The sequence below is a fragment of the Flaviramulus aquimarinus genome (genome assembly GCF_039543205.1).
GTDB lineage: Bacteria > Bacteroidota > Bacteroidia > Flavobacteriales > Flavobacteriaceae > Flaviramulus_B > Flaviramulus_B aquimarinus.
In genome coordinates, this window is record NZ_BAABJH010000001.1 from 1,134,581 (window position 1) to 1,155,029 (window position 20,449).

The 20,449-nt window shown below is 31.7% G+C and carries 22 protein-coding genes; 15 read left to right on the forward strand and 7 right to left on the reverse strand.

Features of this window, described 5'->3' with window-relative positions; genetic code table 11:
• Positions 1 to 38: 38 nt before the first annotated feature.
• Complete coding sequence (locus tag ABD941_RS05250) at positions 39 to 3,746, reverse strand: metallophosphoesterase (protein WP_345272981.1); 3,708 nt, start codon at positions 3,744 to 3,746, stop codon at positions 39 to 41.
• Positions 3,747 to 4,194: 448 nt separating this feature from the next.
• On the opposite strand from ABD941_RS05250, the gene ABD941_RS05255 reads away from it, so the two are divergent.
• From ABD941_RS05255 to ABD941_RS05270, 4 genes are all read left to right on the forward strand, one after another.
• Positions 4,195 to 5,199, forward strand: a complete 1,005-nt coding sequence (locus tag ABD941_RS05255) for a LacI family DNA-binding transcriptional regulator (RefSeq protein WP_345272982.1) — start codon at positions 4,195 to 4,197, stop codon at positions 5,197 to 5,199.
• Between the two features lie 345 nt (positions 5,200 to 5,544).
• Positions 5,545 to 5,688 (forward strand): hypothetical protein, encoded by a 144-nt coding sequence (locus ABD941_RS05260; protein WP_345272983.1) that lies wholly within the window; start codon positions 5,545 to 5,547, stop codon positions 5,686 to 5,688.
• A gap of 175 nt (positions 5,689 to 5,863) precedes the next feature.
• A complete protein-coding gene (locus tag ABD941_RS05265) occupies positions 5,864 to 7,630 on the forward strand; it encodes a tetratricopeptide repeat-containing sensor histidine kinase (RefSeq protein WP_345272984.1) in 1,767 nt (588 codons plus the stop codon).
• A gap of 6 nt (positions 7,631 to 7,636) precedes the next feature.
• Positions 7,637 to 8,311: a response regulator gene (locus tag ABD941_RS05270; RefSeq protein WP_345272985.1), complete on the forward strand. Its 675-nt coding sequence runs from the start codon at positions 7,637 to 7,639 to the stop codon at positions 8,309 to 8,311.
• Between the two features lie 345 nt (positions 8,312 to 8,656).
• On the opposite strand, the gene ABD941_RS05275 is transcribed toward ABD941_RS05270, so the two are convergent.
• Positions 8,657 to 9,154 carry a DUF456 domain-containing protein gene (locus ABD941_RS05275; protein ID WP_345272986.1) on the reverse strand — a complete coding sequence of 166 codons (498 nt, stop codon included), beginning with the start codon at positions 9,152 to 9,154 and terminating at the stop codon, positions 8,657 to 8,659.
• 120 nt (positions 9,155 to 9,274) lie between these two features.
• Here ABD941_RS05275 and ABD941_RS05280 point away from each other — a divergent pair, with 120 nt between their 5' ends.
• Complete coding sequence (locus ABD941_RS05280) at positions 9,275 to 9,751, forward strand: hypothetical protein (RefSeq protein WP_345272987.1); 477 nt, start codon at positions 9,275 to 9,277, stop codon at positions 9,749 to 9,751.
• Here the strand turns inward: ABD941_RS05280 and ABD941_RS05285 are convergent.
• From ABD941_RS05285 to ABD941_RS05295, 3 genes are read right to left on the reverse strand one after another with little or no spacing between them, the layout of a single operon-like run.
• Complete coding sequence (locus ABD941_RS05285; RefSeq protein WP_345272988.1) at positions 9,748 to 10,482, reverse strand: Bax inhibitor-1/YccA family protein; 735 nt, start codon at positions 10,480 to 10,482, stop codon at positions 9,748 to 9,750. The two genes, ABD941_RS05280 and ABD941_RS05285, sit on opposite strands and share 4 nt — an antisense overlap.
• Positions 10,483 to 10,513: 31 nt before the next feature.
• Complete coding sequence (locus ABD941_RS05290) at positions 10,514 to 11,644, reverse strand: glycosyltransferase family 2 protein (RefSeq protein ID WP_345272989.1); 1,131 nt, start codon at positions 11,642 to 11,644, stop codon at positions 10,514 to 10,516.
• Entirely contained in the window at positions 11,641 to 12,375 is a 735-nt protein-coding gene (locus tag ABD941_RS05295; protein ID WP_345272990.1) for a hypothetical protein, read from the reverse strand. Before ABD941_RS05295 ends, ABD941_RS05290 begins: the two co-directional genes overlap by 4 nt.
• A 267-nt stretch (positions 12,376 to 12,642) precedes the next feature.
• Here ABD941_RS05295 and ABD941_RS05300 point away from each other — a divergent pair, with 267 nt between their 5' ends.
• From ABD941_RS05300 to ABD941_RS05340, 9 genes are all read left to right on the forward strand, one after another.
• A complete protein-coding gene (locus ABD941_RS05300; RefSeq protein ID WP_345272991.1) occupies positions 12,643 to 13,287 on the forward strand; it encodes a cell envelope biogenesis protein OmpA in 645 nt (214 codons plus the stop codon).
• On the forward strand, positions 13,280 to 13,831 hold the full coding sequence (ruvC, locus tag ABD941_RS05305; RefSeq protein WP_345272992.1) for a crossover junction endodeoxyribonuclease RuvC: 552 nt from the start codon (positions 13,280 to 13,282) through the stop codon (positions 13,829 to 13,831). The genes ABD941_RS05300 and ruvC overlap by 8 nt, the downstream gene beginning before the upstream one ends.
• Before the next feature lie 283 nt (positions 13,832 to 14,114).
• Positions 14,115 to 15,266 carry a radical SAM family heme chaperone HemW gene (gene hemW, locus ABD941_RS05310; protein WP_345272993.1) on the forward strand — a complete coding sequence of 384 codons (1,152 nt, stop codon included), beginning with the start codon at positions 14,115 to 14,117 and terminating at the stop codon, positions 15,264 to 15,266.
• The gene (locus ABD941_RS05315; protein ID WP_345272994.1) at positions 15,263 to 16,015 is read left to right on the forward strand and encodes a cyclase family protein; all 753 of its coding nucleotides are present in this window, start codon (positions 15,263 to 15,265) and stop codon (positions 16,013 to 16,015) included. The genes hemW and ABD941_RS05315 overlap by 4 nt, the downstream gene beginning before the upstream one ends.
• Before the next feature lies 1 nt (position 16,016).
• Positions 16,017 to 16,625, forward strand: coding sequence for a DUF4230 domain-containing protein (locus ABD941_RS05320; RefSeq protein WP_345272995.1), 609 nt, complete (start codon positions 16,017 to 16,019; stop codon positions 16,623 to 16,625).
• Complete coding sequence (locus ABD941_RS05325; RefSeq protein WP_345272996.1) at positions 16,622 to 16,984, forward strand: MmcQ/YjbR family DNA-binding protein; 363 nt, start codon at positions 16,622 to 16,624, stop codon at positions 16,982 to 16,984. The genes ABD941_RS05320 and ABD941_RS05325 overlap by 4 nt, the downstream gene beginning before the upstream one ends.
• A gap of 154 nt (positions 16,985 to 17,138) precedes the next feature.
• Positions 17,139 to 17,969 carry a hypothetical protein gene (locus ABD941_RS05330; RefSeq protein ID WP_345272997.1) on the forward strand — a complete coding sequence of 277 codons (831 nt, stop codon included), beginning with the start codon at positions 17,139 to 17,141 and terminating at the stop codon, positions 17,967 to 17,969.
• A 128-nt stretch (positions 17,970 to 18,097) separates the two neighbouring features.
• Positions 18,098 to 18,676, forward strand: a complete 579-nt coding sequence (locus tag ABD941_RS05335; protein WP_345272998.1) for a PhnA domain-containing protein — start codon at positions 18,098 to 18,100, stop codon at positions 18,674 to 18,676.
• 70 nt (positions 18,677 to 18,746) lie between these two features.
• Positions 18,747 to 18,836, forward strand: coding sequence for a DUF1272 domain-containing protein (locus ABD941_RS05340; protein WP_345273668.1), 90 nt, complete (start codon positions 18,747 to 18,749; stop codon positions 18,834 to 18,836).
• Between the two features lie 141 nt (positions 18,837 to 18,977).
• On the opposite strand, the gene ABD941_RS05345 is transcribed toward ABD941_RS05340, so the two are convergent.
• Positions 18,978 to 19,448, reverse strand: coding sequence for a GNAT family N-acetyltransferase (locus ABD941_RS05345; RefSeq protein ID WP_345272999.1), 471 nt, complete (start codon positions 19,446 to 19,448; stop codon positions 18,978 to 18,980).
• 3 nt (positions 19,449 to 19,451) lie between these two features.
• Positions 19,452 to 19,883, reverse strand: a complete 432-nt coding sequence (locus ABD941_RS05350; RefSeq protein WP_345273000.1) for a YybH family protein — start codon at positions 19,881 to 19,883, stop codon at positions 19,452 to 19,454.
• A 280-nt stretch (positions 19,884 to 20,163) separates the two neighbouring features.
• Between ABD941_RS05350 and ABD941_RS05355 the strand changes: the two genes are divergently transcribed.
• Positions 20,164 to 20,442 (forward strand): hypothetical protein, encoded by a 279-nt coding sequence (locus tag ABD941_RS05355; protein ID WP_345273001.1) that lies wholly within the window; start codon positions 20,164 to 20,166, stop codon positions 20,440 to 20,442.
• Positions 20,443 to 20,449 lie beyond the last annotated feature (7 nt).

The window sequence follows — 20,449 nt, forward strand, 5'->3', positions numbered from 1 at the left end:
ATAATTAAGACCCTAAAAAAAGTTTAGGGTTTTGGAGGTTAAAACCCAAAACCTACTTTGAAAGCAAAACGTAAACCATCATCACTATTAAATGCTGATACATTTAAGGTTAATATATCGGCCGCATTTGCAAAAACACCTCCTCCTACTGATGTATTCCAAGCGTTTGAGTTGTAGGCTAAATTATTATTTAAAACCAATTCATCATCAATCCAAATACGTCCGTAATCAAACCCTGCATAAACACCTATGTGTAAAGGCAGTAGTCCGGTTTTAACTTTACGAAGATTTAAACGTAAATCGGTACTTTGATAAAATGAATTTTTACCTGAAAAGCGTTCATTCCTATAACCACGCAGGCCATTATTAGCACCTAGGTTTGCTGCTTGGTAAAACTCAAAATCATCACCAAATATAAAATGTGCTTTGGCATTTGTGGCAAAAACCAATTGTCCGCTAGATACCAACTTGTAATCAAACCCTAGCTCTGGAATAAAATAGGTAAAGCCTTTTGATTCGTTTACATTAGACTTATATCCTAATTGCAACCTTGTTTGCATACCTAGAGTAGGAAATGCTTCATTATCTTTATTCTTATAACTATACATCGCTTCTGCTCCAACAAATTCTTTTTGGTTTTCTAAGCCATTTGCTACATAAAATGTATTTATAAAGCGATTATTGGTTTCTTCAACCTCAATAGACTCATAGCTTAAACCTAATTTAAAATGCGCGCCTAACTCACCTCTCCAGTTTATAGATGGTGCAAATTTTAATGTGCTCAATTTTACACGGTTATAGTCTAAATCTCTATCTATGCCATCATCTTCATCAGCTTCTTCATTAGGTGTGCTATTTCCAAATCCAAAGAAATTAACGGCATAGTTTGGACTTGTATACTTAGCATTTAAGGCCAAATTCCATGTTCCTACCACGTTAGCAAACTCGCCGTTATATTCAAAATCGAATCCGCTTGTAGCAAAATAATAGGCGCCTGAAATAGTGTGTTGGGAGCTAAACGGATTACGTTCAAATCCATAATTGGTTAGGGTATTTAAAAACCCTAGTTTAAACCCATCGTCTGGATTTGCGCCTAATAAAGGTATAAATTGGTTGGCACTATTTTTAGGTTTGGCATAATCATAAATATTGGTTTCATAATTATCCGTTAAGTTTTTGCGACCTTTTTTGGTAGTAAATTCATTTTTCTTAGACTTGTAATCATAGATCTTTACTTTCTTGCCATTTTCAATGGTATAGGTATCATTATTTTGCCCTCCTACTAATCTTAATTTAATAAGGTTATCGCCTTCTCCTGTAACTTTAAACACATCTTCGTCATCTAATCCATACATCCAAATTTCTTTAGTATCATGGCTATTGTATGTTTTTTGATGGATAAGTGTCCCTTTTTTTCCGTTTTTTATTCGGTATACGGTTAGTTTTGTATTTCCATTGGGCATACGTTCAATTTCAAACAAATCGTCTTTATCGGTACCTTTAACCAATGGCGTTCTGTTTAACGCTTTGTAATACCTGTTTGCTATGTCCGGAAGGTTTTTAAGTCGTGCTTTAAGCACACGTTTTATCTCTGCAATCGTTTCGCCTTGAACTTCTTTTGGAAAGGCTTTAAATGCATTATCTATAACTGTATCCGTGAGGTTTTTTTGAATAAACGCCACCTGTGCTTCCCACTGTTTTTTTGTGGTTTCGTTTAGCAACATCATATCTAATGAAAATGGACTAAAATTAAACCCTTTTACATTTCTAATATCGTCATTAAAACCTTCCATTAATTTTAACGGTGGTATAATTCGGGTTGCTAAATTCATTAAAGCACCATCGCCCATATTTGAAAAGGCTTGATCTCTATCTCTCGGAATTGGTCTATAAACAACCTTATCAGATTCTTTAAACTCAGCCCAACGCCATTGGTCTACATGCCTATCCCAATCGCCAATGGCCATATCGAATAATCGTGCTCTCAAAAACATCTCATCATCAACTACATATTTTTCGTCTTTACGAAGCTTTTTCATTAAATCATCGGTACTTTCAATTTTGTTTGAATTTCCAAAGCTTTTAAGATTTCCATGACCATCGGATACATGCTCTTCTATCATATATAATTCATCACCAAAATCTGTATTAAAAGCTGCTAAAGTTTTTTGCTTTGGCACAAAATACAATACTGGGTTGGTGTGGTATAAATTAACGGCATCGGATAAACCTCCTGTTACAAATGGTGCATATGGATGTGATCCTGTATAGAAATCCTGTAATAATTTTTCAGTAGTTGTACCGTCAAATTGCCCTTCTATATATTGGTCTTTAAAAGCCATTGCTTGTAAATACACGGTTGCACTTTTTCTAATGGCGCGCATTACATAACGCTTTCCGCTTTTATCCATCAATTGAAGTGATTTTGATTGGTGTCCACCTCCTTTTCTTGTTGGTGTTAATCCACCAAACAAGGTATCTAAACTAACTGTGGGAGCGTTTACTTTTGTTCCATAATATGACCGGTAACGTTCGCCCCAAACATATTTATAAAAGCCGCTTTTTGTGATTTCTTCTTCAGAATACACTGCTGCTGTTTTTTGATCTGGAAACACATCCTTATCATGGGATGTATTTTCTTTTTTGTCTTCTGAAAACACTTTGGTTTGAAAAATAACCTTATGGTCTTTTGCTGAATAAAACCGGACAGCGGATGCCCCATCTGTGAACACATCCAATCTAGCAAAACCAGAATTGCTTGATGAAAATATACCGCTAACATTACGTGTTGCTGTTGACTTTGACCCAGACCCACTAACAATTTGCGGTAAATTATCTTGAACTAAATACTGTAAGCTATGTTCGTGTCCTGAAACAAAAAGAGCTTTATCATTTTCTTGAGCTATGGTTACAACTCGTTTTTTAAAGGTATTATACTTTTGGTTTTGCAAATCGGCTGGCGATACGCCACTCGTTTTTCTTAAAATATTTTTTAAGGTTCCCAAAACTGGAATGGGTTTTAAGTGTGAACTAAGATCATATTGCCCGCCATGTGGCCCATTGGTAAACATAGGATGATGCATAGCAATAATAGTGGTTTTACCGCGTGCTTTTTTTATTAAGCCTTCCAGTTCTTCAAAAAACTTAGATCGTGTTTTAATTTCGCAATCATCATTTATGGTTGGGTGTTTATCCCAATTTGTGATATACCATTCTGAATCAATAACGATCATAACAATATCATCAGAGATCTCCACCTTTTCAATAGGGCATCCATTTTCTGGTAGGAATGTATTTTTCCCAAGTTTATCTTCTATATATTTTTCTTGGCGTTTTAACCCTTTCAACCCATCGCTATACCAATCATGGTTTCCTGGAATAAAAATAGCGTCGCCTTTAAAATCTTTTACGGCATCGGTTTGAACCTTTAATTGGTGTTCGGCCAAAGCTCGACTTTCATCATTTTTTTGGGGCATCCCTTTTGGGTAAATATTATCGCCCAAAAAAACAGCCGTACTATGTTTTGGTGCTTTGTTTAATTCTAATTTAAAAGCCTGTAATGCTTCTGAAGTCGAACCCATTGGAGAATTCCCCCCATCGCCAATTAAATAAAATGAATGCGCAATATCCTTATCCGGAAACGTGCTGTTTGCATTTTCTTCTTTATACTGAGTCTTATATGTTGCACAAGCGTTAAATATTAAAAGGGTGATTACTGAATATAGTATCTTGGTCGATTTCTTCATTCTATAGTTTTTTTACGGCCTAAATTAATTAATATGCAATGATTTTCCATGCTTTGCAGCATTCTATTATTAACTATACTAATCTATACAACATTCTTTGCATTTATAAGTATTTTATTTAAATCTGTCTTTTTTTTAAAGTAATCATTACAGTTTTGATTATTCTTAATTATGCCTCTAACAAAAGTCTTAAATTATAATAAGGCTAAAGATATGAATTTACTACATTTATAGAGCATTCATTGGATAAAGCAATTTTCAAAATTCCTTTTTTAAGATGTTCTAATATAAAAGCGATTATTTACAAAAAGTAGGTCATCCATAATTCTTTCAATAAAGTTTAGCTGGTTTTAAGAAAAAATAAATAGAATGCATGGACTAAATAATTCTGAAATGCTAATAGTAATTTTGTAAATTGCGTAGCATATAAAATTTAGGTATTTAATACATGGTTACTTTAAAACAATTAGCAAAAGAATTAAACGTCTCGATATCAACAGTTTCTAAAGCTTTAAACAATAGTGAGGAAATTGGAGAAGAAACCGTTAGGCGTGTTAAGGAACTTGCAGAATTGTATAACTACAAGCCTAACAAGGTCGCTTTAAGCTTAAAAAACAACAAAACAAAAACCATAGGCGTTATAATTCCTAATATTCTTAATCGCTTTTTAGCAAAAGTCCTTTTTGGTATTGAAAGGGAAGCAACTAAACATGGTTATAATATTATTACTTGTATATCCAACGAATCTTTAGAAAAAGAAAAAGAGGGTTTACAGCTACTAGCAAATGGCAGTGTGGATGGATTTATTTTATCGGTTGCTGAAGAAACACAGATGAATAACGAAATTGAACATTTTAAAAAAACAATAAGCCAAGGCTTACCAATAGTTATGTTTGATAGGGTTGCTCATGATGTGTTATGCGATAAAGTCATTGTTGACGATTTTGATGCCACCTATAATGCAACCAAAAGCTTAATAGAAGAAGGCCGAAAACAAATTGCTTTTATTAGTAATATAAATGATATTAGTGTTGGTAAATTAAGAGAGCGTGGTTATAATAAAGCTATTTTAGAAACAACTAACCTAGAACCTTTAGTCTTAAAGGTTAAGAAAAAGGATGACCATCCTAAAAGGATTAAATCTTTTTTTAAGAAAACTAAAGGTATCGATGGTGTAATTGCTGCCGATAGTTCCTCTGGAATCATAGCCATTAATGTAGCTGTTGGTTTTGGTTTAAAGGTTCCAAAAGATATATCTGTAATAGGTTTTTCCAGTAAATCAGAGTCAAACCATACCATGCCTAAGCTTACCACCATACGCCAACATGCTAAAGTTATTGGCGCCCATGCTGCCCAACTGCTGATAAATAGAATGCAGAATACTTTAGAAGATGAAGACGTAAAGACTAAAATAGTTAAAACCAGCTTGGTGAAAAACAAATCAACCCTTTGATTTTTTCAACTCCTATTTTGTGACTATTTTGCACTTAATCGATAAAAATGAACACTTCATCGAATATATTATAAAACCTATTGCCGTTTAACATACATTAGCAGTCCTTAAACGAGCGAACAAGTATTTCCCTAAGTTCATTTAAGAACCTTAATCCATTTTGACTTTATCAAGTCATATTCCCTCAAAAAAATATTTTTATAAAATCGCTCTACATAATTGTATGTATTCGGTTTAAAGTTAATTATCCATTTTCCCTCAACCGAGATTTTGTTTTCAAAGTCTTAGTTAACAGTTTTATTTAAAAAAAACAGAGAAAATAGTATAACCTTAAAATCGAATATTATGAAAGCCCTAAAAATTACCTTAATCTTAGTCTTATTTCTTGGATCATTAACATCTTGTACTAAACAAGATTTAAATGAGGATGATGTATTACTTAATCCTGATATTGTGGCTCCTATTACTGGAGGACAAGTTGGAGATTAATTTTGTCTAAAAAATGATTATAAGAGCCCTTTGTATTAATACAAAGGGCTTTTTAATTTACTTAAATGAAAAATTATAAATACATTTGAAAAAATCGTTTTTTTTGAAGTACATATTCACTTATATAATTTGTTTTTTGTGTTTTAGCTATTCTTATACTCAAGAAAATTCAAGTATGTATAAAATAGATTCAATTCGAAGAAATGTTTTGAATTTAAAAACTCCTGATTCGCTTTCAAAGGCTAATGCTAATTATAATATTGGAGAACTATATAGAAAGACAACCTCCTTAACCGATAGTGCATACTATTATTACTATCAAGCAGAAAGAATTTATAAATCTTTAAAAAACAACTATGGGGTTGCATCTACTCTTTATGGAATTGCTGAAATACAAAGAAATGAAAAAGATTATACAGCAAGTGAAGTTAATTCAATTGAAGCAATTCAATTACTTGAATTATTAGAGCAAACTTATAAAGTTAAAGAAAGAAAATCATTTATATATAATACTCTTGGGATAGTATTTAATGAATTAGAACAGTTTGATGAATCTATAAAATATCATAAGAAATCTCTAGAATTAAAAAGAAACTTAAAAGGGATAGATAAGTCTAAAATAGATAACTCTATAAATAATATAGGGTTTGTTTATAAAAATTTAAAAGAATATGAATTAGCACTTAATTATTATAATGAAATCTTACTTAACGAAAACCTAATTAATGAACGTCCTGATTTTTATGCCTTGGTACTTGATAATTATGCGCACACCTTGTATTTGTCTAATGAATTTGACCAATTACCGAACCTATACTTTAAAGCTTTAAAGATTACTGACAGCGTCAATCCTAAAGGATATAATTCAATTATAATAAATCAACATTTAGCTGAATATTATAATGACAAAGGCGATAAAGATTCAGCCAAATATTATGCCTATAAAGCCAAAGAAATTTCAATGAATTATCATAATGATGATTTATTAAAATCCTTATTGTTGCTTTCAGAAATTGAAGAAGGTCATATGGCTGCAAAGCATTTAAAAGGTTATGTAAAACTTAATGACAGCTTACAAAAAAATGAACGAGCTATACGGAATAAATTTGCCAGAATCCGTTTTGAAACCAAACAAATAGAACAAGAAAATATAAAAATATCTAAAGAGCGTATGTGGCTTTTTATTATTTCAGTCGTGGTGGTTATAGCTTCTTTTTTAATCTATTTGATTATAATGCAACGTAATAAAAACAAAGAATTACGATTTATACAACAACAACAAGAAACTAACGAGGAGATTTACAACCTCATGTTATCTCAAAATGAAAGTATTGAAGAAGCCAGAACCCAAGAGAAAAAACGTATTTCTGAAGAGTTACATGATGGCGTTTTAGGACGTTTGTTTGGAACCCGATTAAGCTTGGACAGCCTTAATATGTCAACTTCCGCAGATGCTGTAAAAAGCAGAGGTGAGTATCTAGTTGAATTAAAAACCATTGAAGATGATATTAGAAAAGTATCGCATGAATTAAATACCGATTTTGTTTCAGGCTCTGGATTTATAGATATTATAAAAACACTGGTTGAAACACAAACATTAGCCTACAGTCTAAAATATGATTTTAAACATGATGATGCTATAAACTGGGACAGTGTATCTAATAAAAAGAAAATCCATATTTATAGAATGATTCAAGAATCGCTTCATAATATATATAAGCATGCTAACGCAACCCAAGTAAATATTAGTTTTAAACTGAAAAATAGCGTAATTTGCTTAACCATGACCGATGATGGCTCTGGATTTGATGTTAACAAAGCCAAGTCCGGTATTGGTTTAAAAAACATGTATTCAAGAATTAAAGAAATAAACGGAACTATAGATATAAAGTCTAAAAAAGATGTAGGAACAACAGTAACCATAGAAGCGCCAATACCCTAACGCCATATGAATGAAAAAATAAAAATACTCATGATTGATGACCACCCAATGATTATTGAGGGTTATCAAAACACATTGCTTTTTACAAAAAAAGACACTCAAGAATTAGAAATAGATATTGCAAACAATTGCGATGAAGCCTTAGTATATATGAATAAGTCTATTCAAATAGCTAGGCCCTACGATGTCTTGTTTGTAGATATTAGTTTACCACCATCAACAGATGGCCTAATGAGTTCTGGTGAAGATTTAGCAGAATATGCTCGTAAAAATTTACCAGGTGCCAAGATTATTATTTTAACCATGTTTAATGAATCCTTTAGAATTCATAATATTATTAAAACCATAAACCCTGAAGGCTTTTTAATTAAAAGTGATTTAACATCTAGTGAATTAGCCAGTGCATTTCAAAAAGTACTTAATAGTCCCCCATTTTATAGCGGCACCGTTAACAACCATATAAGAAAAGCCATAACAAGCGATATTGTTATTGATGATAAGAACAGGAAAATACTCCATCTGTTATCTCAAGGTGTAAAAACTAAAAATCTAGCATCACATTTAGATATCTCTTTAAGTGCTATAGAAAAACGAAAAAAACAGCTTAGAGAAATCTTTGAAGTCGATGACGGCCAGGATGAAACACTACTAAATAAAGCCAGAAAAGAAGGCTTTGTCTAGCATACAAAAAATAATAGCTTCCATGACAAATTGATTTTTTTTAAAGAAAGTTCACTTTTTTTATCGTGAAAACTACTACTATAGCTCAATAGTACCATTAACCCATAAAATAGTTACGGGTTTCCCGCAGTTTAAAGACGAACATTATAACTATATTTGAACATCAACACTTCAAAAAATTAATTAATCCCTCAATTTTTTTGTTGATAATAGCAATTTACAAAACCCTGTGGAGGTGAGAGACCCACAGGGTTTCTTCTTTTTAAACTGAAAAATTTTCTCAATATCCTAAGGAATTTCTGTTTAGATAGTCATGCTCACGTAACTACTGAGCAAAGCAGAAGTTTAAAATAATGCAACTCTATAATCCCATAGTGTTCCAATAAAAAGCCCTAAATAAATTACTGCAACCACAAACTTTATAAACGTTGAAGCCAAGAAACCTATAAACGACCCAAATGCCGCTTTAGTAGCCGCTTTAGTATCGTTTTTATTTAAAAGCTCTCCAATTAATGCTCCAACAAAAGGACCAATAATGATACCTCCAGGAATAGGTGCAACTAATCCGACTATAAGACCAATTGTGGTGCCTATCATCCCATATTTAGTCCCTCCAAAGCGTTTTGTGCCTATAGCTGGAATAATATAATCTAGCACCCATATAAATAGAGCAATGAGTAATGTTATAATTAGAAATGATTTGTCCATAGGTATAGCATCTGTAAAATGAACAATTAAAAGCCCAACCCAACTTGTAAGCGGTCCGGGCAAAATAGGTAAAAAGCTACCAATAATGCCTAAAAGCATCATTAGAACGGCTATGATGATTAAAATAATATCCATAAATGCATTTGAGTTATATACTAGTTTAGACTAAAAATCATGCCAAATGTTACAAATAGATAGACCGTTACAATTAAAATTTTAGAATAAAATTGTACTTTTCGGTTTCAGTTTTAATCCATGAGATATTTTTCTTTTTTTCTGTTTTTTTTAATGCTCACATCATGCGAGTATTTTAATGTAAAAAAAACATCTTCTGAAGCTATATTAAAAGAAGAGTTACAAACTTTTAATTGGAATGACGTAGATGTGTATCCCAGTTTTTCATTATGTGATTATTCCATTACTAAACAAGAAAGACAAGTTTGTTTTCAGCACACCTTAACAACTCATATTAATGATTATTTGCAAAAGGAAATTATTGTTGTTTCTCAGGATATTAATGACACCCTAATGCTAGAATTTAAAGTTTCTAAAACTGGCACACTATCTTTATTAAAATCAAAAATCGATTCGCTTACCATAAATGAAATTCCAAATATTCAGAACTTACTTAATAAAAGCTTAGACTCATTGCCTAAAATATATCCAGCTTTAAAACGCGGACAACAAGTCACTACAGCATTTAATTTACCAATAATAATTCATGTGGATTAAAAGCGGATAGCCAGCTTTCTCATTAATCGTAAAACTTCAACATACAACCAAACAAGCGTTACTAAAAGCCCCCAAGTCGCAAGCCATTCCTTATATTTTGGCGCTTTGTTTTTATAGCGTTCAATATAGTCAAAGTCAAGAAGCAAGGATAGCGAAGCAAAAATAGTTGCTAGAACATTAAATATGATAGCTGGCCATGATGTACCCCAAATAAAAACTTTAATGCCAAAAAAGCCTAAAATCCATGATATTATATAAATCATAAAAATACTAGCTGCTGCAGTTATAATAACACTTCGTATTTTTTTTGTAACAACAATAACTCGCGTTTGATATAACAAAAGCATCACTACAAATGTTACACATGTAATGCCTATGGCTTGATATGGGAAATTCGGAAACCTATCATGTGCATAAGCAGAAATACTTCCTAAGAAGAACCCTTTAGCTATAGCGTAAAGCGGCACTAAAATATGAGCCCAATGCTTGCGAACAGAAATAACAACACTAATAACAATAGCCGATAGCATACCACCTATGGAGTACCATTTAATATTTGCGCCATTACTATGTAATTTCCAAATACCAATTGAAATAATTATGATAATGGCAATAGATAACATCGATTTTATAAAAACACCTGAAACCGTCATGGTTTTAATATTGGTGTTTCCGCCACCAAAAAAATAATTGGTAAAGGCTGGGTTTGATGTCTTTTTTAATATGTTCATGGAACGTAAATCTAATAAAAATAGTTGGATGTTATTTTTCAAAATTCCGCCCTTTCCATTTATAACTGCTGAAAACAGAAATAAAAGCGACATAAATACTAAAAAAAGGATAGATAATAAACCCGAAAGCAAATGTTCTAAGAACATTTGCTTGATTAAAAAATACTGCTGTTTTATAAATCAAATAAAAATCGATATTAAACTTGATAATCAAAATATAAAACCAAATCTTAAAATTAAAAACGCCAAAAAGCGCTAACACTAACGTTGCAATGATTAACCCATTCATCATTAAAACAACAAGTCCTGTAAATTTGCCAAACATATTATTATAGGCACTTGTTTTTGCCGCCCAACGAACACGCTGCGATATCAACTCATGCCAAAAAGGCTGAGAGCGTGTTACTACAATAGCCTCCTTGCATTTTAAATAATGAATTTGTTTTGGATATGCCTTTACTATTTTTTCTAGTAGAAAAACATCATCCCCACTCGCCATATCCGTATTCCCTTCAAACCCATTTAATTCAATAAACACCTGCTTATTGTAAGCAAAATTAGCACCATTACATAAAAATGGGGTTTTAATACCAAAACCGCCAATAGTAGCACCCTGCAAACTAAGCATATCCAGTAATTGAAACTGGTTTAAAAATGTATTTTCATAAAAGTAAGTAACCGGTGCAGCAATGGAAACGGTGTTACTGTTTTGAATGTATGTATCAAAACTATCAAGCCAATATTTTGGTAAAATACAATCTGCATCAGTCGTTATTATCCATTCATATTTTGCAATACTTATTGCGGTAGTAATTGCATCTTTTTTAGGAGCGTTTGTTTTCCTTTTATTTGAAATTAACTGAAACTGGATGTCGTTTCGACCCGCGTTCATAAATTCCATAATCAATTCAACAGAAGTATCTTCCGAGGCATCGTCAACAAAAATAATTTCAAAAAGCTGTTTTGGGTATTTTAATGCTGCAATGGACGTTAATAGTTTAGGTAAATTTTTAGCTTCATTTCTAAAAGGAATAACGATTGAAAACTTAGTTTTAGCAGGAATATCATGGCGTTTAAAACGCTTTATTTTATCGAAGCCATAAACAAAACTACCTATTAAAAGTAGATATGTACTGGTTAAGAGAATGCTAATCAAAATCATATTTGGTCGTCATTTTGGGGGAAGTTAAAGTTAAGCACATAATAACTTCCAAATACACTCGGCAATACAAAATTAAATAGCCACATAAGGGTAATGATGCTCAGAACGGTAAGTTCACTAACCTGAATAAATGAAAACAAATAAACAGCAACACTTCCTTTAATAACAACATCAAAAATAAAAACAGAAGGCACTACAGATACTATTAAATACATAGATGCAATAATTACCATGGCATTAAAATAAGTTATATTTACTTCAAAAAGATGCAATAAAAAATAAAACTGAAAAGAAAAAACAGCGTAGCGCACCAAAGAAAACAGGAACCCTAAAACTAGTTGGTTTTTGGGGTAGTCAGCAATAAAATATTTTATTTTAACCAAAGAAAACCCTTTAATGGAAAATGTATTTTTTATCATTCCAAAACCTATTAAAATAAAGGCCATTAGTAGTATAACCAAAAATCTGGCAAGCTTATAATAATTAACATCAGGGTTATATTCCAATATAAAAAAGTAAAAACCAAGACCACCCAAAATAGTCGTAACACTCATTTGCAACACATTGCTTAGTAAATTAATAAGCATAATGCGTTTTCTCAGGTTTATAGTATAATAAATTGCTTTTGCTCCATATTCTCCAATTCTGTTAGGTGTAAATAAAGAAGCAGTTAATGCTCCTAAACTTTGTTCGAGTGCATTTTTAAAACGGATTGTTTTAACAAAACTCACTAAGTTTTTCCATTTTAAAATTTCAAAAAACCAATTAAAAATGCTTAAAAACACTAAAAAAGAGACGTTTTTTAATGAAAAAATGTGCTTTTTTGTCAAAAAATCAATAAAATCAGAAAAACTTAACACACTATTACTTGCTATTTTATGGTATATAAAATAAAATGCACCCCCTACTATACTTAATTTAATAAGCACAAAAAAGAATTGTTTAGTTTTGTATGGTAGGTTGTACATAATCCCTGCAAATTAAATCAATATTACTGAATGAGCTCAAATTTTAAATTGAATAAGATATCATGGCTGACTTTAGTATTGGTTTTTTATTGCTTTTCAGGAATTTCACAAGGTGACACGAGTTCCATAAAAGCACAGTTTGCATTAGGTATAAACAGTCCGTCTTCGGGTGGATTTATAACTGGATTTGAAGCCAATTCTATTAATTTTCCTAGTATTAATTTAGGCGTACAATACATGTTTAAACCTCAGTTGGGAGGGAAACTGGATTTTGGATTTAACAGGTTTTCAAACGTGAACAATACACCAGAGTTTAAAGTGAATTATTCGCGTATAAATGCACAATTGGTTTACAACGCCTCTCAGATTATTAGTTTTTCAAATAAAATAGGAACATTTGTCCATGCCGGACCGGGGTTTTCAATGATAAAACCTTTAGGGAATTATAGCCAAAATAAAACGGCGTTTTTAAATGCTATGGCAGGTATCGAAATTCATTATGGTATTTCGGATAAGCTTTCCATATATATGGACACCTCTTATATTTTAGGTTTTGCAAAAGACTTTAATCCCATATCAGACGGTTTTGGGTCGTTTAATGGAAACCTATTAACCATAACTATTGGCGCATCTATATCGCTTAGTGGTTGTTATTATTGTGAGCAAAATGACTAAAGAAAGAATTATATTAGGGATTGACCCTGGAACAACTATTATGGGTTTTGGACTCATAAAAATCGTTGGAAAGAACATGCAATTTATGCAACTTAATGAGTTGGATTTAAAAAAGTACAGCGACCATTACTTAAAACTAAAACTCATTTTTGAACGCACCATAGAATTGATTGACACCCACAACCCAGATGAAATTGCTATTGAAGCGCCTTTTTTTGGTAAAAACGTACAAAGTATGCTTAAGTTGGGTAGAGCCCAAGGTGTGGCTATGGCCGCTGGATTAAGTAGAGAAATCCCTATTACAGAATATTTGCCTAAAAAAATAAAAATGGCGATTACTGGTAATGGTAATGCCAGTAAAGAACAAGTGGCTAAAATGCTGCAAAGTTTATTAGAATTAAAATCACTTCCAAAAAATTTAGATGCTACCGATGGTTTAGCAGCTGCAGTTTGTCATTTTTACAACTCCGGAAAAATTAATGTAGGTAAAAGCTATTCGGGATGGGATGCGTTTGTCAAACAGAATCAAGATAAAATAGGTTGATTTATATGATAATCATTTTTTTGACGCTCTTTTGTTTTAAACTATATCAAACCAAGTTTATACATTAGGAAGAATACATATATTTGGTTTTTTATAGTGTTAGTTTTTAGCTATTTTGGTTACGCACTTTATCTAGCGTTTAGAAGGCGATTAGTTGTAAAAATAAAATTCAATCCTAATTTTAAAAAAGAGCAAAGCTTACATTTTGCATGAAAAGTTTATGTTGTAAAATATCTATCGAATTTCTAATTGACTGTAAACTATTACTAAATACTGAATACTAATGGCAGGCATCTATATCCACATACCATTCTGTAAACAAGCCTGTTTTTACTGCGACTTTCATTTTTCAACTTCATTAAAAAAGAAAGAAGAATTGATTGTAGCTTTAGTTAAAGAACTAGAATTACGAAAAGTAGAACTCAAAAATCAAACCATTGAAACCATTTATTTTGGAGGAGGAACGCCTAGTCTATTGACGATTGATGAATTACGATTGTTGATTGATACCGTTTATAAAAATTATAGTGTTGCCAAAAGCCCAGAAATCACGCTAGAAGCCAATCCAGACGACTTACTGTCCGTTCGAGCACAATCGAGAACTATTTTTGAAAATTATCTTAAAACTGGAATAAACCGCTTGAGCATAGGCATTCAATCCTTTTTTGAAGACGATTTAAAACGTATGAATCGAGCCCATAATGCTACTGAAGCTAAAACGTGTTTGTCAGTGGCGAGCAAGCATTTCAGCAATATTACAATCGACCTCATTTATGGCATTCCTAATATGAGTCTAGAAAAATGGAATGAAAATTTAAATATGGCTTTTAGTTTTGGCGTTAATCATATATCTAGTTATGCCTTAACCGTTGAACCTAAAACAGCTTTAGACACCTTTATTAAAAAGGGAACATATCCTCCAATAGATGAACATTTAGCCTTGCAACATTTCAATCATTTAATTGAAAAAACACAACAACAAGGTTTTGTGCATTATGAAATTTCAAATTTTGGTAAGCCAAATTATTTTTCAAAGCATAACACGAGTTATTGGTATGGAAAACCTTATATAGGTATTGGGCCTTCGGCACATTCCTTTAATGGTGACTTACGAAGTTGGAATGTGTCTAATAATATAAAGTACATTAAAACCATTCAAAAAAATGAATTGCCTTCAGAATCAGAAATACTCTCAAGAACTGATAAATTCAACGAATATTTAATGACAGGTTTACGAACCATTTGGGGTATTTCCCTTAAAAGAATAGAAGATGATTTTGGAAAAACGTATAAAAAATACCTTTTAAAGCAATCAGAAAAATACATTAACGAACATTTATTGTATATTGATGAAGACAAACTTTTAACCACAAAAAAAGGAAAATTTCTATGCGATGGTATCGCTTCAGACCTATTTAAAATTGATTTATCTTGATAACAACAGTTCAATACAACTCCAGAAAACTTCAAATAGATTTAACAAAACCCATAGATATCTCTATACCAATTCGTGCGTCAAAAAATAACGTAAATGCATGGTATATAGATGAACCCAAAATAGAACCTGTAAAGGATGGCGAATGGACAGCCAGTGTAAAAAATGGAGCCTGTGTGAATTTCAATAATATACACTTTAATCCACATGCTCATGGTACACATACAGAATGTGCAGGACATATTACCGAAAAAGTACACTCTATAAATCAAAACTTAAAACAGTTTTTCTTTCTTGCCGAGGTTATAACAGTAGCTCCAGAACGGTTAAATGGGGATTCTGTAATTTCTAAAAAACAAATACAATTTATATTAGGAAATAAAAAGCGTGATGCCGTAGTTATAAGAACACTTCCTAATACCAGAAAAGAAAAATGGTCTAAACAATATTCGCACACCAATCCACCATATTTACTAGAAGATGCTGCAGTTTATTTAAGAGAAAAAGGTGTAAAACATTTATTGATAGATTTACCAAGCGTAGATAAAGAAAAAGATGAATGTCAGCTTTTGGCTCACCATGCCTTCTGGAATACTAAAGAAAAATTACGTTTAGATGCGACCATTACGGAGTTTATTTATGTATCGAACAAAATAGAAGATGGTATGTATTTTTTAAATTTGCAAATCGCTCCTTTTGAAAATGATGCCACACCAAGCAAACCCATTTTATATAAAATAATAACATAGCATGGAAGCCTTTTTAGGAATCATAATCGGCGTTTTAGCGACCCTAGGCATCGTTACTTATATTAAATCTTTAAGAAAAAAGCAATTGGTAAACACCCAATCTAGTATACTTCTAGACAAGATTAAAAAAGTATGTAAATTTATTACTGTTGAAGGTGATTTTGCAGAAATATATCACTATGAAGATGTTAAAGAACGCTTTTTAAAGCTCGTTTCCAGTAAAAAGAAAGCCCTTGTTGTAATAAATGCAAAGGCGCATATTGGGTATGATTTATCTAAGATCCTATTGAAAGCTGATACTCATAAAAAGAAGATTTTACTGGAACATTTTCCGCAACCCGAAATACTATCTATTGAAACCAATTTGAATTATTATGATAAATCTGAGGGCCTGTTCAATAAATTTGAAGCGGCAGATTTAACCGGTTTGCATAACGAAGCTAAATTACATATTCAGGATAAAATTCCAGAAAGCGGATTGATTCAAATTGCTCAAAAAGAAGCTTTAGAAACCATTTTACTTATTGAAACCATTGTTGAAACTATTGGCTGGTCACTCGATTATTCAGCTTTAAAAATTGAAGATAAAACGGTGGAACTTTTAAAATGAACATAGAACAAATTCGCGCATACTGTTTAAGTAAAAAGGGCACTACTGAAGATTTTCCTTTTGATCAAGATACTTTAGTATTTAAAGTTCTTGGAAAAATGTTTGTACTAGCTTCATTAAAATGGTGGGAACGCGGAGAAGCCGCAATAAATCTAAAAGCAGACCCAGAATATTCTGAAGAGCTTCGTGCTGAATACCATAGTATCCGTCCTGGATATCATATGAGTAAAAAACATTGGAATACCCTCTATATTCATGAAGGCGAATTACAACCGCAGTACATAAAAGCTTTAATAGACCATTCATATGATATGGTTGTTAAAGGCATGCCTAAAAAGCTAAAAGAAACTTTATTGTAATTAAGATGGCTAAATAATCTAATAATCAGATTTTTTTATTGTACATTTATCTTCTCCTTATTTCCTAATTGTATTAATAGCATAATCAAATAGCCCGAAATCTTAAAGTAGTATTCAATTTAACCAATATATTAACTTTAATTTTTTACAGATTATGAAAACAATCAACCAATTTTTTACTGCAATAGTTTTAGCTCTATTGTTATTTACTCCCACAATCATTTCAGCTCAAGATGACGCTCCTAAACCAGCACAATTTATTACCGTAACCACCAATCATTGGAATATGGACAAGGAGGATTTTAAAATGAGCGAGTGGAAAGCCGCTCAAAAAGAGTACCATGAAAAAGTAACCATGAAGAATGAATATATCATGGCATCTTCCATGTACATGCATAATATGACAGCTGATAACTCAGAGTTTCTTGCAGTGCAAGCTTTTGCTAATTGGGAAGATATAAACAAGTTTGCAAAAAGAAGTTCAGAATTAGAAAAAGAAGCTTGGCCAGATGAAGCTGAAAGAAAAGCATTCTTAAATAATCTAAATTCATATTTCTCTAACGAGCATTCCGATGAAATTTATGCACCTCTATCTGGCATGAAATTTATGCCTGAAAAACCAACAAAAGATATGATATGCTATATTAGAAGAAGCCATTTTGCTTTTCCTGAAAATGGATCAAATGAGGAGTTTGATAAATTAAGAATGAAAGGCAATGCCGCTATTATTCAAAAAAATGAGCACATAAAAGCATACTATCCTAATGTTCATGCTTGGGGCTCAGATAAAACAGAGTATGTAGAAGCCTTTTTTATTGATTCCGTGGCTGATCTAGACAAAATGTTTGATAGAAGTGATGAATTAATGGCAGAAGCATTCCCTGACACTGAAGAAAGCAGAGCAGAAGGAAAAGCTTGGAGAAGTTATTTTACTGGTGTTCATGGCGATTATCTGTACACATTTATTCACGATCTTTCCAAATAAAAATATTAGTATTTAGTTTAAAAAGGGCACTTTTAGTGTCCTTTTTTTATTTAAAAAAGATAGTGTATAAATCAAAACTTGGAACGCCTATTATTTAACTGTATTATTGTAATAATAAAATCTAGAAAATGAGTTTAGAAAGTGTATTATTTAAGCGCGCTAATAACATATGCGAACTGTGTACAAACGATGAGTTTTTACAAATACATACTTTGGCGCCACAAAAAGAGGTCTCTTTAAAAACGTCTTTAGTCACCTGTAAAACCTGTGTTGACCAAATAGAAGATCCAGAAATTACGGATGCAAATCATTGGCGCTGTTTAAATGACAGTATGTGGAGTGAACATGATGCTGTAAAAGTAGCCGCTTGGAGAATGCTTTCGCGTTTAAGAAACGAAGGCTGGCCACAAGATTTACTGGATATGATGTATATAGAAGATACTGCTTTAGAGTTTGCCAAAGCGACAGACGAAGGAGAAGCAGATCCTGAAAAATTAATTCACAGAGATGTAAATGGTGTTGTTCTGCAAGCAGGTGATTCTGTAGTACTAATTAAAGACTTAAAAGTAAAAGGTTCTAGTATGGTTGCCAAGCAAGGTACTGCTGTTCGGAATATTCGTTTAGATCATGAAAACGAACAATATATTGAAGGTAAAGTTGGCCCGACACAAATTGTAATCATTACAGAATATGTAAAGAAATTATAATGAACTCATCTTAAGTTTTAGTGTTTAACCAAAACTAAACGTAAACCTTATGCTAGATAATAAGACCAACATGGGAAACTGTAACAAAACACTCCCTTTTAATTCTCAGGACGCTATGATTTGTACTTTTGAGTGTACTTTTTGTAAAGATTGTGTGTAAACTGTTTTAAAACATATTTGTCCTAACTGCGGTGGTGGTTTTGAAAAACGCCCCATACGCCCAGAGCATTTGTTAGCTAAATATTCCGTTTCAAAAAAGGTTGTTTATAAGCCTGTAAATCCACAATAGGAGCCTTAAACATCAATCAAAATTTTTAATATCTAAGCGCATATTAACCATATGTTTTTTAAAACCTACTTTTTCATATGCTTTAATAGCGGATAAGTTATCTTCATAAACATCTAATCGTATTTCATATACTTGCCTTGCTTTGCACCATTTAAGTAACGCATTAACAATATCTTTATTTAATTGCTTTCCTCTGTGGTGTTTGTCAACAAACATAAAACCCAAATAGCCTTGTTGCTTATGTTTTAAGTAATGTCTATCTCCCTTTATCTTTGCATATCCAGAGGCTACAATAGTACCATTAATTTCGGCAACATAAACTTCAGAGTTTTTGTTTTCAATTAAATCAGAAATATCGTAATAATTAATAGCTCCATCTTGTATTGTAATATCAAAAGGACGTTCTGAAGCAATAACACCTTGTTCAAATTCTAACAAAATATCAATATCGTTTAAGTTTGCTTTCCTTATAATAGTAGTCATAGTTTACGAAGACGTATCAGCAATAATCTTCCACTTATCATTAATCTTCTTGAAAACAAGCATAAAAAACCCATCGGCATTACCAACCTCACGTTTTATATGATACTCACCTAAAACAAAATATGAACCTTCACATATATTAGAAATATCATTTATTTTAAAACTTAGCTTTCCCGTATGATTTTCAGTAGGATATGCTTTTTGATAACGTTCTAAAGTATTATCCCAACCATAGGTTACACCATTGCTACCATAAAATTTAAGCGAATCGCTTTTCCAGTAACCTTCCATGAATTCTTCTAAGTTATTATTAGACCAAGCCATTCGTTGTTTTTTTAAAACTTTATTGATGGCTTTAACATCTGCTTCTACATTGGTTTGAGAATAGCTATTAAAAAAGCATACCATACAAAGTAATACAATTAGTTTTTTCATGTGTTAGTATTTATAGTTTTATAATTATAGTTCTACTATATAGTAATCAAAAAGCAAAACCTATACCATTTTTTAGTTTAGTAAACGTAAAAGTAACAAAATCTTGTATTAAAAAAGGTCGCTCATCGATGAAATTGACATCAACTATTTTTTCATCTAAAGTTAAAATCTGTTGGTCGAAAAAATGATATGATAACCATTTTACTTTTTTACTTTTATCTAGTAATCAATTGATTGCTCTCCCTCAAGTTTATCATTTAACCAATTAAAAACACTTATCATGGATTTAAAAATCACTAATTGTAATAACTTTTTTAAAATTGTAGGTATTCTGAATAAAAATAGCCTAAATGTATTTCAAAATGAATTTAACAACATTTTTGAAAGAGTTAATAATCTTACTATAAGCATTCAAGATATTCAAAGTATGGATAGACATGGTGTTGATGCCATTGCTAAACTTCATCAAGAAGCTTTAAATAAAAATAAAAAATTATCTATTATTGGATTTGGTTGTAAAGATTTATACGACCATTTTAAAACCAGTACAGCGGCTTAATTTTTAA

Excerpts from the sequence above, each read along its gene's own strand:
- ABD941_RS05260 (WP_345272983.1), top strand. The coding sequence starts at position 5,545 with ATGAAAGCCCTAAAAATTACCTTAATCTTAGTCTTATTTCTTGGATCA.
- ABD941_RS05285 (WP_345272988.1), bottom strand. The coding sequence starts at position 10,482 with ATGAACATATTAAAAAAGACATCAAACCCAGCCTTTACCAATTATTTT.
- ruvC (WP_345272992.1), top strand. The coding sequence starts at position 13,280 with ATGACTAAAGAAAGAATTATATTAGGGATTGACCCTGGAACAACTATT.
- ABD941_RS05255 (WP_345272982.1), top strand. The coding sequence starts at position 4,195 with ATGGTTACTTTAAAACAATTAGCAAAAGAATTAAACGTCTCGATATCA.
- ABD941_RS05345 (WP_345272999.1), bottom strand. The coding sequence starts at position 19,448 with ATGACTACTATTATAAGGAAAGCAAACTTAAACGATATTGATATTTTG.
- ABD941_RS05325 (WP_345272996.1), top strand. The coding sequence starts at position 16,622 with ATGAACATAGAACAAATTCGCGCATACTGTTTAAGTAAAAAGGGCACT.
- ABD941_RS05330 (WP_345272997.1), top strand. The coding sequence starts at position 17,139 with ATGAAAACAATCAACCAATTTTTTACTGCAATAGTTTTAGCTCTATTG.
- ABD941_RS05335 (WP_345272998.1), top strand. The coding sequence starts at position 18,098 with ATGAGTTTAGAAAGTGTATTATTTAAGCGCGCTAATAACATATGCGAA.
- ABD941_RS05275 (WP_345272986.1), bottom strand. The coding sequence starts at position 9,154 with ATGGATATTATTTTAATCATCATAGCCGTTCTAATGATGCTTTTAGGC.
- ABD941_RS05340 (WP_345273668.1), top strand. The coding sequence starts at position 18,747 with ATGGGAAACTGTAACAAAACACTCCCTTTTAATTCTCAGGACGCTATG.
- ABD941_RS05290 (WP_345272989.1), bottom strand. The coding sequence starts at position 11,644 with ATGATTTTGATTAGCATTCTCTTAACCAGTACATATCTACTTTTAATA.
- hemW (WP_345272993.1), top strand. The coding sequence starts at position 14,115 with ATGGCAGGCATCTATATCCACATACCATTCTGTAAACAAGCCTGTTTT.
- ABD941_RS05300 (WP_345272991.1), top strand. The coding sequence starts at position 12,643 with ATGAGCTCAAATTTTAAATTGAATAAGATATCATGGCTGACTTTAGTA.
- ABD941_RS05265 (WP_345272984.1), top strand. The coding sequence starts at position 5,864 with ATGTATAAAATAGATTCAATTCGAAGAAATGTTTTGAATTTAAAAACT.
- ABD941_RS05280 (WP_345272987.1), top strand. The coding sequence starts at position 9,275 with ATGAGATATTTTTCTTTTTTTCTGTTTTTTTTAATGCTCACATCATGC.
- ABD941_RS05250 (WP_345272981.1), bottom strand. The coding sequence starts at position 3,746 with ATGAAGAAATCGACCAAGATACTATATTCAGTAATCACCCTTTTAATA.
- ABD941_RS05270 (WP_345272985.1), top strand. The coding sequence starts at position 7,637 with ATGAATGAAAAAATAAAAATACTCATGATTGATGACCACCCAATGATT.
- ABD941_RS05320 (WP_345272995.1), top strand. The coding sequence starts at position 16,017 with ATGGAAGCCTTTTTAGGAATCATAATCGGCGTTTTAGCGACCCTAGGC.
- ABD941_RS05350 (WP_345273000.1), bottom strand. The coding sequence starts at position 19,883 with ATGAAAAAACTAATTGTATTACTTTGTATGGTATGCTTTTTTAATAGC.
- ABD941_RS05355 (WP_345273001.1), top strand. The coding sequence starts at position 20,164 with ATGGATTTAAAAATCACTAATTGTAATAACTTTTTTAAAATTGTAGGT.